Here is a 12,536-nt window from a genome sequence, read left to right on the forward strand (position 1 = left end):
TTTCTCTGCAACCAGCGTCCTGCGCTCAAGACGCAGCTGGGCCCGGGTGCGTACCGCACCCGGGCCCAGCCCACTCATCCACTTGTCCGCAGGTCAGGACGGCTCCACCGGAGCGGCCACCCCGGCCGTACCGGCCGCCGGGGTCGGCGCGACACCGGCCGGCGGCTTCGGCTTCGCGTCCACCCCGGCCTCCGCCCGCTGCTGCGCGGTGATCGGCGTCGGCGCCTGGGTCAACGGGTCGAACCCGCCCCGGGTCTTCGGGAACGCGATCACCTCACGGATCGAGTCCACCCCGGCCAGCAGCATGCAGATCCGGTCCCAGCCGAACGCGATACCGCCGTGCGGCGGCGGGCCGTACTTGAACGCCTCCAGCAGGAAGCCGAACTTGTCCGACGCCTCCTGCTCGGTGATGCCCAGCAGGTCGAAGACCCGCCGCTGGACATCCCCCTGGTGGATACGAACCGAGCCACCGCCGATCTCATTGCCGTTGCAGACGATGTCGTACGCGTACGCCAGAGCCTCGCCAGGGGCACCATCGAAACGGTCCAGCCACTCGTCGGTCGGCGAGGTGAACGGGTGGTGCACCGCCGTCCAGCCGCCCTCCTCGGTCGGCTCGAACATCGGCGCGTCGATCACCCAGCAGAACGCCCACGCGCTCTCGTCGATCAGGTTGGCCCGCCGGGCGATCTCGATGCGGGCCGCGCCGAGCAACTCCTGCGCCTCCCGCCGGTTGGTCGAGGCAGCGAAGAAGATCGCGTCACCGGGCTTGGCGCCGACCGCGTCGGCCAGCCCACCCAGGTGCTCCGCCGACAGGTTCTTCGCCACCGGCCCACGCGGCTCACCGGTCTCGGCGTCCAGCACCACGTACGCCAGGCCCCGCGCGCCGCGCGCCTTGGCCCAGTCCTGCCAGCCGTCGAGCTCCTTACGGGTCTGCGCGGCACCGCCGGGCATCACCACCGCGCCGACGTAGCCGCCCGCGTCGATCGCCCCGGCGAACACCCGGAACGCCGTACCGCGCAGGAAGTCGGTCAGCTCGGTCAGCTCCACGCCGTAGCGCAGGTCCGGCTTGTCCGAGCCGTACCGGTCCATCGCCTCGTGCCAGGTGATCCGCGGCACCGGTCCGGTGATGTCGTGCCCGGCCAGCTCCCGCCAGAGCGCACCGACGATCGACTCACCCAGCTCGATCACGTCGTCCTGGGTGACGAACGACATCTCGATGTCCAGCTGGGTGAACTCCGGCTGCCGGTCGGCCCGGAAGTCCTCGTCGCGGTAGCAGCGGGCGATCTGGTAGTAGCGCTCCATGCCGGCGACCATTAGCAGCTGCTTGAACAGCTGCGGCGACTGCGGCAGGGCGTACCAGGTGCCGGGCTGCAGCCGCACCGGCACCAGGAAGTCGCGGGCACCTTCGGGCGTCGACCGGGTCAGCGTCGGCGTCTCGATCTCCACGAAGTCGCGGTCGTGCAGCACCGTACGGGCGATCTGGTTGGCCCGCGACCGCAGCCTCAGCGCCCCCGACGGCCCGCTGCGCCGCAGGTCCAGGTAGCGGTACCGCAGCCGGACGTCATCGCCGGCGTCGACCTGATCGTCGATCGGCAGCGGCAACGGCGCCGCCTCCGACAGTACGGTCAGCTCGGTCGCGGTCACCTCGATCTCGCCGGTGGCCAGCTCCGGGTTGTCGTTGCCCTCCGGGCGGCGGTCGACGGTGCCGGTCACCCGGACGCAGAACTCGTTGCGCAGCGCGTGCGCCAGCTGCATCTCCTCGCGGAACACCACCTGCACCACGCCGGAGGCGTCGCGCAGGTCGACGAAGATGACACCGCCGTGGTCGCGCCGGCGGGCCACCCAGCCGGCGAGCGTCACCGACGTGCCGGCGTGCGTCGGGCGCAGGCTGCCAGCGTCATGGGTACGAATCACGGCACGGAACTCCTCATCGCGGGTACGGACTGCACCCGCATTGTGTCAGCCCGGCCGATCCGCTTCGGCGTCGATCCCGGCCACGTCCGGCGTACGATCCACTCGAACCGCCATCCCCGGTGACCGGAGGGCGCATGCTGCTGCTGTCCTTCGCCGCCGTACTGCTACTGGCCGTACTGGTCTCGGCGCTGGCGCACCGCACCATCCTGTCGACCGCCGCGCTGTTCCTGATCGCCGGTTTCGTCCTCGGCCCGCAGACCACCGGTGTGCTCGACATCGAGCCCGACTCCCCCATCGTCGGCACCCTGGCCGAGCTGGCGCTGTTCGCGGTGCTGTTCAGCGACGGCATGCGGGTCGGCTGGCGCGATCTACGGTCTCGCTGGCGGCTGCCGACCCGGGCACTGGGCGTCGGATTGCCGCTCACCATGGCCGTCACCGCCGCGCTGGCCCACCTCGTCGTCGGCCTGGACTGGCCGGAGGCGCTGCTGATCGGCGCGGTCCTCGCCCCCACCGACCCGGTCTTCGCCGCCGCGCTGGTCGGCAACCAGAAGGTGCCGTACCGGCTGCGGCACCTGCTCAACGTGGAGTCCGGCGCCAACGACGGCCTGGCCCTGCCGTTCGTGATCCTCTTCCTGGCCGTCGCCAACGGCTCCACTGATCTGCACCTCGGCGAACTGGCCACCGAACTGGCCCTGGGTCTGGTGATCGGCGTCGCCGTACCGCTGGCGGCGATCATGCTGGAACGGCTGCGCTGGTTCGGCACCTCGGCGCACTACGCCCCACTCAACGGCGTCGCGATCGGCCTGCTGGTGCTCGCCCTGGGGCAGCTCACCCACGGCAACCTGTTCCTGGCGGCGTTCGCCGCCGGCAGCACCATCGCCACCTTCGGCCCCCGCCAGCGGGTCGCCTTCGAACACTTCGGCGAGAACGTCGCCGAGCTGTTGAAGCTGGCCGCCCTGCTGGTCTTCGGCGCGCTGATCTCGGTCGAGTTCCTCGGTGAGATCTCCTGGCCCGGCTGGGTGTTCGCGGTGCTGGCGATCGTCGTGGCGCGGCCGGTGGCGCTGGCAGTCGCCTTCTTCCGTTCCGGCATGCACGCCCGGGAGCAGGTCGCGGCCATGTGGTTCGGCCCGAAGGGGTTCGCCTCGGTGGTCTACGGCCTGCTGGTGCTCAACAGCGGCATCGACGCCGCCGACCTGGTCTTCCACCTGGTCGCGCTGACCATCGTGATCTCCATCCTGGCCCACTCGTCGACCGACGTCCTGGTCGCCAACGCCTTCGACGAGACCCGGCGTACCGCCCCCGACCCGGGCTCGGACAGGGACGGAAGCCATCCAAGCTGACCTTGGGTGGCTCCCGTCGCAGATCCTCACCCCGGGATCTTCCACGCGTTCATCTCCAGGCTGACCTCCCCATCAGGGGAGGCCCCGGTGATCTCCAACTGCACGACAAGCTGCGCCCGGCCCGAGTTGACGGCTGCGGCACGGCTCGTCCAGAGGCAGAGCACCACACCTTGCTGGACCGGCACCCGGGCCTCGGCACCGAGCGGAGCCATACGGATCTGTTCCGAGCAGTCGTGCGGAGTGAGCCCTGGCGCGTCCACCTGGCTGCCGCGTACGTCGCGGCCGAGAACCAGGTTGGCCGGCGCGTTGCTGTAACCGGCACGCAACGTGATGTCCGCCTCGGACGACAGCACGTCGGCCCGCGGCTCGTCCAGGTCGGCGTGCATGCTGCTGTTGTTGCCGAACACCCGCAGCGTCAGTGGCTCCTGCGAGTAGTGGACCGTGTACCGGGTCTGCGCGTCGAGCGTCGGCTGCGCGGTCGGATTGGCCGACGGCACATCATCGGGCAGTCCAGTCGGCTCCGGCCCGTCCGGCCTCGCGGAGGCCTCGATCGTCGGCTCCGCGCCCGGCTCCGACCCGCCGTCACCGCCGTCGGGCGTCGCCATCGCGTCGACCCGGTCCGAAGCCCGCCAGGCGATCACGGTCGCGGTGGCGGCGAGCACGAACGCGGCCACCGCAAGCATCACAGACACTCCGACCAGCAGCCGCTGGAGCCTGCCGGTTGATCGCCGTGGCGATGCGGTACCAGCTGTCGCCGACGGACCATCTCCGGTTATTGACATCGGTTCCTCCATATGCGCATCGGCCAGGCACGGCCGACAATCACTCAGGGACCTCAGAAACCGTGTGCACGGTTCACGTCGACGCACTCGGAGAGGCCACCGATCCACTAGGTCGATCGAGTAAGGTAATGGTGGCATGCCGCCACAATCATTCTCCGCTACCCCGATGGACGAACCATGCCTGACAATGGACAATCTGCAGGTGAAGGCCGTGAGCGACCGCGTCGGTCGGTGCGGAAAATATCCGAACGGCTGGCGGTGGTCGGCCTGGTGGTCACCACGCTGGGGGTGATCGTCGCCGTGCTCGACTGGCGCTTCCCAGTCGGAGGCCAGGTGCCACCGGCGTCGACCACCCCCTCGGCGACGGTGCCGGCGGTCACGTCGCCAGACGCCCCTGCGGGTGGCTCACCGGCCGCGACCAGGATCGAATACCTTTCCGCGCTCCCGGCACACGCCGGCACCGCCAATCTCACGGAACTTCCGCGCGAACTACGGGAGACCGCCGAGTTTCAACGCGCCATCGTGATCAAGTGCCCGAGCAACCAGAGCAATGACAAGGTCAGCGAGGTCGCCTATCAACTCTTCGGCCGATTCGACACTTTCCAGGCGACCGTTCGGCCGCATTTCGACAGCCAACCGGATGCCCGGATGCACGTCGAGGTCCTGGTCGGCGAACGCGCCCGCGACGGCCGCCTGGTGTGGGACGTCGGCGGCGGACAGTACGAGGCGACCGCCGTGCAGCCCGGATCGCTCAACGCGGTCGTCGAGGGGATGCAGGAGCTCAAGATCCAGGTCCGGTGCGAACTGCCGGACGGGGTGGCGATCCTGGTCGACGCCGCCCTGTACGAGTGACGGTCGCCGCCTCACCTGCGCAGGTGGCGTCGCCGACCCAGTGAGTCGGATACGTGTACGTAACGTGATTGAAATGTCAGAATGCCAGCATCTGCCACGACCCAGGTCTCGATCGCTCATGGAGGTCCGGTTTTGTTTCTCACCCGGCACGAGCAGGAGCGACTGCTCATCCACGTCGCAGCCGACGTGGCCTGGAAGCGCCGTGAGAGGGGCATCCGGCTCAACCACCCGGAGGCGACCGCGGTGATCACCGCCTTCCTGTTGGAAGGTGCCCGGGACGGCCGCAGCGTGGCGGAGCTGATGGAGGCCGGGCGCACCGTGCTCGGTCGCGAGGACGTGCTCGACGGTGTGCCGGAGATGCTCCCCGAGGTGCAGGTGGAAGCCACCTTCCCCGACGGGACGAAGCTGGTGACCGTACACGAGCCGATCTCCTAGGAGCGAGATTGAGCGCACCACCCACGCCGTCGGGCACCGACGGCGGCACAGTCGTTCCCGGTGAACTCATCCCCGGCGACGGGCCGATCACCCTCAACTCCGGCCGACCGGTGCTGACCCTGGCCGTGGTCAACACCGGGGACCGGCCGGTGCAGGTCGGGTCGCACTACCACTTCGCCGAGGCCAACCCGGCGCTGGACTTCGACCGGGCCGCCGCCTGGGGGCACCGGTTGGCGGTGGCCGCCGGCACGTCGGTGCGCTTCGAGCCCGGGGTGGACCGCGAGGTCGACCTGGTGCCGTTGGGCGGTCGGCGGATCGTCGCCGGGCTGCGCGGCGAGTGCGCCGGCCCGGTCGACGAACGGCGACCCGGCACTACGGCAGGCGGCACCGCAGGCGACAGCGACGGCGACGAGGCGGGAGACGCGGCGTGAGCACCCTGGACCGACGGCGGTACGCCGCCCTGCTCGGACCGACCGCCGGTGACCGGATCCGGCTGGCCGACACCAACCTGCTGATCGAGATCGAAGAGGACCGGTGCACCCCACCCGGCGCCGACGGCACCCCGGCGTACGGCGACGAGGTGGTCTTCGGCGGCGGCAAGGTGATCCGCGAGTCGATGGGCCAGTCCCTGGCGACCCGGGCCGACGGCGCTCCGGACACGGTGATCACCGGAGTGGTGGTGCTGGACCACTGGGGGATCGTCAAGGCCGACGTCGGCATCCGCGACGGCCGGATCGTCGCGCTCGGCAAGGCCGGCAACCCGGACACGATGGACGGCGTGCACCCGGACCTGGTCATCGGGCCGGGCACCGAGATCATCGCCGGCAACGGCAAGATCCTCACCGCCGGGGCGATCGACAGTCACGTACACCTGATCTGCCCGCAGATCCTGGAGACCGCGCTGGCCAGCGGGATCACCACGATCATGGGCGGCGGCACCGGGCCGGCCGAGGGCACCAAGGCCACCACGGTCACCCCCGGTCCGTGGCACCTGGGCATGATGCTCGCCGCGCTCGACCCCTGGCCGGTCAACGTGCTGCTGCTCGGCAAGGGCAACACGGTCAGCGAGGCGTCGCTGTGGGAGCAGCTGCGCGGCGGGGCCGGCGGCTTCAAACTGCACGAGGACTGGGGCACCACCCCGGCGGCGATCGACGCCTGCCTGCGGGTCGCCGACGCCTCCGGGGTGCAGGTGGCGATCCACACCGACACGCTCAACGAGGCCGGTTACGTGGAGTCGACCCTCGGTTCGATCGCCGGCCGGTCGATCCACGCCTACCACACCGAGGGGGCCGGCGGCGGGCACGCACCGGACATCATGCGGGTGGCGGCCGAGCCGAACGTGCTGCCGTCGTCGACCAACCCGACCCGCCCGCACACCGTCAACACCCTCGACGAGCACCTCGACATGCTGATGGTCTGCCACCATCTGAACCCGAGCGTGCCGGAGGACCTGGCGTTCGCCGAGAGCCGGATCCGGCCGTCCACGATGGCCGGTGAGGACATCCTGCACGACCTCGGCGCGATCTCGATGATCGGCTCGGACTCGCAGGCGATGGGCCGGGTCGGCGAGGTCATCCTGCGTACCTGGCAGACCGCGCACGTGATGAAGGCCCGCCGGGGCGCGCTGCCCGGCGACGGCGCTGCCGACAACATCCGGGCCAGGCGGTACGTCGCCAAGTACACGATCTGCCCGGCGGTGGCGCACGGCATCGACGGCGAGGTCGGCTCGGTGGAGCCCGGCAAGCTGGCCGACCTGGTGCTGTGGGATCCGGTCTTCTTCGGCGTCCGGCCGCACCTGGTGATCAAGGGCGGCATGATCGCCTGGGCGCAGATGGGCGACGCGAACGCCTCCATCCCGACCCCGCAGCCGATGCTGCCGAGGCCCATGTTCGGCGCGTACGGCACCGTGCCGGCCGCCACCAGCCTGGCGTTCGTCGCGCCGGCTGCGATCGACGCGCTGCTCGGTGACCGGCTCGGGATCCGTCGCCGGCTCGCCCCGGTCGCCGACACCCGGCGGCGGGGCAAGGCCGACATGCCGCTGAACGACGCCACCCCCCGGATCGAGATCGACGCGGACACGTTCACGGTACGCATCGACGGGGAGACGATCGAGCCGGCTCCGGCGGTGGAGCTGCCGATGGCGCAGCGCTACTTCCTGTTCTGACCGCCGGCGATGATGACGATGTGTCACGCCCGGACCCGCCGATGAGCGGGCTCGCCACGCTGCTGGTGCTGGCCGATGGCCGGTTGCCGGCCGGCGGGCATGCCCACTCCAGCGGGCTGGAGGCGGCCGTCGTCGCCGGCCGGGTCCGTGACCTGGCCGGCGTGGCGGCGTACCTGACCGGCCGGCTCACCACCGGTGGGCGTACCGCCGCCGCGTTCGCGGCCGCGGCTGCAACAGCCGCGACCGACGACGGGGCCGGCCCTGGCCGGCTGGACGCGCTCGACGACGGTATCGACGCCCGCACCCCGTCGCCCGCGCTGCGCCGCGCGTCGCGGGCACAGGGCCGGGCGTTGCTGCGCGCCGGACGGGGCATCTGGGCGCTGCCGGCGGGCGGCCCCCGGGACCGCCACCAGCCGGTCGCGCTCGGCGTGGTCGCCGCCGCCGCCGGCCTCGGCCCGGCCGATGCGGCGCTGGCCGCCGCATACACCGCCGTCACCGGACCGGCCAGCGCCGCCGTGCGGCTGCTCGGCCTCGACCCGTACGCGGTGCACGGCCTGCTGGCCCGGCTCGCGCCGGACATCGACGCGGTCGCCGCCGGGGCGGCCGCCCTGGCCGACCGGCCGGTCGACGACCTGCCCGCCGGCTCGGCCCCGATCCCGGAGGTCGACGCCGAACACCACGCCACCTGGGAGGTGCGTCTCTTTGCGTCCTGAACCACACACCCACGTCCACGGCGGGTCCGCCGAACCGCACGCGCACACCGACGGGGAGGTACCGCACACCCACCCCGATCCGGGGGTCGACCCGCACCCGCCCCGGCTGCCGGACGGCTCCCCCGCGCTGCGGATCGGCATCGGCGGGCCGGTCGGCTCCGGCAAGACCGCGCTGGTCGCCGCGCTGTGCCGGGCGCTCGCCGACGAGTTGCGGCTGGCCGTGGTCACCAACGACATCTACACCACCGAGGACGCCGACTTCCTGCTGCGCAACGGCGTCCTGCCGGCGGAGCGGGTCCGGGCGGTGGAGACCGGCTGCTGCCCGCACACCGCGATCCGCGACGACATCTCCGCCAACCTGGACGCCATCGAGGACCTGTCCGACCAGTTGGGCACCCTCGATCTGGTGCTGGTGGAAAGTGGCGGGGACAACCTGACCGCCACGTTCAGCCGGGGCCTGGTCGACCAGCAGATCTTCGTGGTCGACGTGGCCGGCGGTGACAAGGTGCCGCGTAAGGGCGGGCCCGGGGTGAGCACCGCCGACCTGCTGGTGATCAACAAGACGGACCTGGCGCCGCTGGTCAACGCCGACCTGTCGGTGATGCAGCGCGACGCCGCCGCCCGCCGGGGCGAGCTGCCGACGGTGTTCCTGTCGCTGGTGCAGGACCGGACGGCGACGCCGGTGGCCGACTGGATCCGGGGGCTGCTGCGGGCCCGCGCCCAGACCCCGGCGGAGGTCGCCGGCTGATGCGGGCCCACGCCCGGCTGGTCGCCGAGGTCGACGCCGCCGGGCGGACCCGGCTGGTCTGCCTGCGCGGCGAGCCGCCACTGGTGCTGCGCCGCACCGGCCCGGCAGCCGCCGCCGGCGACGAGGTCCAGGTGCATCTGGTCGGCGCGGCGGCCGGCCCGCTCGGCGGCGACGACCTGCGGCTGGACGTCGACGTCGGGCCGGGGGCGCGGGTGTGTCTGCGTACTGTCGCAGCGTCGCTGGCGTTGCCCGGACCCGACGGCCGCCGGTCGACGCTGCAGATGCTGGTCCGGGTTGCGACCGGCGGCGAGCTGCGCTGGCTGCCGGAGCCGCTGATCGCCGCCGCCGGCTGCCACCACCTGTCCCGATCGGTGGTGGAGCTGGCCGACGGCGCGGCCCTGCTGTGGCGGGAGGAGCTGGTCTGCGGGCGCGACGGTGAGCCGTCCGGTGACGCCCGGATCGACACCACCGTCCGGTACGCGGGCCGCACGGTGCTGCGCACCGACCTGGCGGTGGGCCCGCGCGCCGACGGCTGGGCCGGGCCGGCGGTGCTCGCCGGGGCGAAGGCGACCGGTTCGGTGCTGGTGGTCCGGCCGGAGTGGGCAGCCGGCGGGCCCCCGGCGGCCGGCCCGCTCGGCCCCGGCGCGGCCCGGCTGCCGCTGGCCGGCGGGCCGGCGGTGCTGGTCACCACGACCGGCCCGACCGCCCGCGGCGTCCGCACCGAACTCGACCGGGCCGAACCCGACCGGGCCGAACCCGACCGGGCCGGGGCTCAGCCGCCGACGTAGGCCGCGAGGTGCTCACCGGTCAGCGTCGAACGGGCCGCGACCAGGTCGGCCGGTGTGCCCTCGAAGACGATCCGACCACCGTCGTGACCGGCACCCGGCCCCAGATCGATGATCCAGTCGGCGTGTGCCATGACCGCCTGGTGGTGCTCGATGACGATCACCGACTTGCCGGCGTCGACCAGCCGGTCGAGCAGGCCGAGCAACTGCTCGACGTCGGCCAGGTGCAGGCCGGTGGTCGGCTCGTCGAGAACGTAGACGCCGCCCTTCTCCGCCATGTGGGTGGCCAGTTTCAGCCGCTGCCGCTCGCCGCCGGACAGGGTGGTGAGCGGCTGGCCGAGGGTGAGGTAGCCGAGCCCGACGTCGGCGAGCCGACGCAGGACGGCGTGCGCGGCCGGGGTGCGGGCGTCGCCGGACGCGAAGAACTCCTCGGCCTCGGCCACCGACATCGCCAGCACCTCGCTGATGTCCCGGCCGCCGAGCTGGTACTCCAGCACCGCCGCCTGGAACCGCCGGCCCTGGCAGTCCTCGCAGACGGTGGCGACGCCGGCCATCATCGCCAGGTCGGTGTAGATGACCCCGGCACCGTTGCAGGTCGGGCAGGCGCCCTCGGAGTTGGCGCTGAACAGCGCCGGCTTGACCCCGTTGGCCTTCGCGAACGCCTTGCGGATCGGGTCGAGCAGCCCGGTGTATGTCGCCGGGTTGCTGCGCCGAGAGCCTCGGATACCGGTCTGGTCGATCGACACCGCCCCCGCGTCGGCCGGGATCGACCCGTGCAGCAGCGAACTCTTGCCGGAGCCGGCGACCCCGGTCACCACGACCAGCACACCGAGCGGGATGTCGACGTCGACGTCGCGCAGATTGTTGGCGTTCGCGCCACGGATCTCCAGCGCGCCGGTGGGCTCGCGGACCGACTTCTTCAGGTTGGCCCGGTCGTCGAGGTGGCGGCCGGTGACGGTGACGCTGGCCCGCAGCCCGTCCACGGTGCCTTCGAACATCACCTCGCCGCCGGCGGTGCCGGCACCGGGGCCGAGGTCGACGACGTGGTCGGCGATCGCGATCGTCTCCGGCTTGTGCTCGACGACCAGCACCGTATTGCCCTTGTCCCGCAGCCGCAGCAGCAGGTTGTTCATCCGGGCGATGTCGTGCGGGTGCAGCCCGATGGTCGGCTCGTCGAAGACGTAGGTGACGTCGGTCAACGACGACCCGAGATGCCGGATCATCTTGGTGCGCTGCGCCTCACCGCCGGACAGGGTGCCCGCCGGGCGGTCCAGCGAGAGGTAGCCGAGGCCGATCTCCACGAACGAGTCGAGGGTGTGCCGCAGCGCGGTCAGCAGCGGTGCGACCGACGGCTCGGCCAGCGCCTGGACCCACTCGGCGAGGTCACTGATCTGCATCGCGCACGCGTCGGCGATGTTGATCCCGTTGATCTTCGACGACCGGGCCGCCTCGTTCAGCCGGGTGCCGGCGCAGTCCGGGCAGGTGGTGAAGGTGATCGCCCGCTGCACGAACGCCCGGATGTGCGGCTGCATCGCGTCGACGTCCTTGGCCAGGAACGACTTCTGGATCCGCGGGATCAGACCCTCGTACGTCACGTTGACGTTGTCGACCTTGATCCGGGTCGGCTCCTTGTACAGCAGGTCGTGCAGCTGCGACCTGGTGAACCTGCGGATCGGCTTGTCCGGGTCGAAGAAACCGCAGCCGCTGAAGATTCGCCCGTACCAGCCGTCGACGCTGTAGCCGGGGATGGTCAGCGCGCCCTCGTTGAGCGACTTGCTGTCGTCGTACAGCGCGGTCAGGTCGAAGTCGGTGACCGACCCCCGACCCTCGCAGCGCGGGCACATGCCGCCCAGCCGGGTGAAGGTCTGCTTCGTGGTCTTGCTGGCGCCGCGTTCGACGGTTATCGCCCCGCTGGCCCGCACCGACGCCAGGTTGAAGGAGAACGCGTTGGGCGGGCCGACGTACGGCTGCCCGAGCCGGCTGAACAGGATCCGCAGCATCGCGTTGGCGTCGGTGGCGGTGCCGACCGTGGACCGCGGATCGCCGCCCATCCGCTCCTGGTCGACGATGATCGCCGTGGTCAGCCCATCGAGCACGTCGACCTCGGGCCGGGCCAGCGTCGGCATGAACCCCTGCACGAAGGCGCTGTACGTCTCGTTGATCAGGCGCTGCGACTCGGCCGCGACCGTGCCGAACACCAGCGAGCTCTTGCCCGAACCGGAGACCCCGGTGAACACCGTCAGCCGGCGTTTCGGGATCTCGACGCTGACGTCCTTGAGGTTGTTCACCCGCGCGCCGTGCACCCGGATCAGGTCGTGACTGTCGGCGGCGTGCGGGGTGGACGGCCGCTCCCCCGACGCGGTGGCCCTGCTCATCGAAATCCCCTACCTATCGAGTCTGCTGGATGCGGATCAGGTTGCCGGCGGGATCCCGCACGGCGCAGTCGCGGACCCCGTACGGCTGCTCGGTCGGCTCCTGGACGATGTCCGCGTCGCCGGCCTGCAGCCGCTCGAAGACCCCGTCGAGGTCGCTGGTGGCCAACAGGATGCCGGCGTAGGTGCCCTTGGCCATCATCTCGGTGATGGTACGGCGCTCGTCGTCGGTGATGCCGGGGTCGACACCCGGCGGGTGCAGCACGATCGCGGTGCCGGGCTGGTCGACCGGGCCGACGGTGAGCCAGCGCATCCCGTCGTAGCCGACGTCCAGGCGCAGTTCGAAGCCGAGCAGGTCACGCCAGAAGGCCAACGCGGCGTCGGCGTCGTCATGCGGCAGGAAGCTGGAGTGAATCGTGATGTCCATGGCG

At 71.6% G+C, this 12,536-nt stretch carries 12 protein-coding genes; 8 read left to right on the forward strand and 4 right to left on the reverse strand.

Annotation, left to right across the window (positions count from 1 at the left end):
• Positions 1–93: 93 nt before the first annotated feature.
• Complete coding sequence (aspS, locus tag O7608_RS22970) at positions 94–1,914, reverse strand: aspartate--tRNA ligase (protein WP_289206562.1); 1,821 nt, start codon at positions 1,912–1,914, stop codon at positions 94–96.
• 134 nt (positions 1,915–2,048) lie between these two features.
• Here aspS and O7608_RS22975 point away from each other — a divergent pair, with 134 nt between their 5' ends.
• Positions 2,049–3,254: a cation:proton antiporter gene (locus O7608_RS22975; RefSeq protein WP_289206563.1), complete on the forward strand. Its 1,206-nt coding sequence runs from the start codon at positions 2,049–2,051 to the stop codon at positions 3,252–3,254.
• Between the two features lie 26 nt (positions 3,255–3,280).
• Here O7608_RS22975 and O7608_RS22980 read toward each other — a convergent pair whose 3' ends face one another.
• Positions 3,281–3,940: a hypothetical protein gene (locus O7608_RS22980; protein ID WP_289206564.1), complete on the reverse strand. Its 660-nt coding sequence runs from the start codon at positions 3,938–3,940 to the stop codon at positions 3,281–3,283.
• Between the two features lie 327 nt (positions 3,941–4,267).
• On the opposite strand from O7608_RS22980, the gene O7608_RS22985 reads away from it, so the two are divergent.
• The 7 genes from O7608_RS22985 to O7608_RS23015 all read left to right on the forward strand — a co-directional run bounded on the left by O7608_RS22985 (position 4,268) and on the right by O7608_RS23015 (position 9,736).
• Positions 4,268–4,888 (forward strand): hypothetical protein, encoded by a 621-nt coding sequence (locus O7608_RS22985; RefSeq protein ID WP_289206565.1) that lies wholly within the window; start codon positions 4,268–4,270, stop codon positions 4,886–4,888.
• A 132-nt stretch (positions 4,889–5,020) separates the two neighbouring features.
• On the forward strand, positions 5,021–5,323 hold the full coding sequence (locus O7608_RS22990; RefSeq protein ID WP_123601150.1) for an urease subunit gamma: 303 nt from the start codon (positions 5,021–5,023) through the stop codon (positions 5,321–5,323).
• An 8-nt stretch (positions 5,324–5,331) separates the two neighbouring features.
• Positions 5,332–5,754: an urease subunit beta gene (locus tag O7608_RS22995; protein WP_289206566.1), complete on the forward strand. Its 423-nt coding sequence runs from the start codon at positions 5,332–5,334 to the stop codon at positions 5,752–5,754.
• Complete coding sequence (locus tag O7608_RS23000) at positions 5,751–7,487, forward strand: urease subunit alpha (protein ID WP_289206567.1); 1,737 nt, start codon at positions 5,751–5,753, stop codon at positions 7,485–7,487. Before O7608_RS22995 ends, O7608_RS23000 begins: the two co-directional genes overlap by 4 nt.
• 20 nt (positions 7,488–7,507) lie before the next feature.
• Entirely contained in the window at positions 7,508–8,200 is a 693-nt protein-coding gene (locus tag O7608_RS23005) for an urease accessory protein UreF (protein ID WP_289206568.1), read from the forward strand.
• Entirely contained in the window at positions 8,190–8,948 is a 759-nt protein-coding gene (ureG, locus tag O7608_RS23010; RefSeq protein WP_289206569.1) for an urease accessory protein UreG, read from the forward strand. Before O7608_RS23005 ends, ureG begins: the two co-directional genes overlap by 11 nt.
• Positions 8,948–9,736 carry an urease accessory protein UreD gene (locus O7608_RS23015; RefSeq protein WP_289206570.1) on the forward strand — a complete coding sequence of 263 codons (789 nt, stop codon included), beginning with the start codon at positions 8,948–8,950 and terminating at the stop codon, positions 9,734–9,736. The genes ureG and O7608_RS23015 overlap by 1 nt, the downstream gene beginning before the upstream one ends.
• Here O7608_RS23015 and O7608_RS23020 read toward each other — a convergent pair.
• Both O7608_RS23020 and O7608_RS23025 read right to left on the reverse strand, forming a co-directional pair.
• Positions 9,721–12,108 carry an ATP-binding cassette domain-containing protein gene (locus tag O7608_RS23020; protein WP_289206571.1) on the reverse strand — a complete coding sequence of 796 codons (2,388 nt, stop codon included), beginning with the start codon at positions 12,106–12,108 and terminating at the stop codon, positions 9,721–9,723. The two genes, O7608_RS23015 and O7608_RS23020, sit on opposite strands and share 16 nt — an antisense overlap.
• A gap of 13 nt (positions 12,109–12,121) precedes the next feature.
• Positions 12,122–12,532 (reverse strand): VOC family protein, encoded by a 411-nt coding sequence (locus O7608_RS23025; protein WP_289206572.1) that lies wholly within the window; start codon positions 12,530–12,532, stop codon positions 12,122–12,124.
• Positions 12,533–12,536 lie beyond the last annotated feature (4 nt).

This window comes from Solwaraspora sp. WMMA2056 (genome assembly GCF_030345095.1).
In the GTDB taxonomy this organism is placed as follows: domain Bacteria; phylum Actinomycetota; class Actinomycetes; order Mycobacteriales; family Micromonosporaceae; genus Micromonospora_E.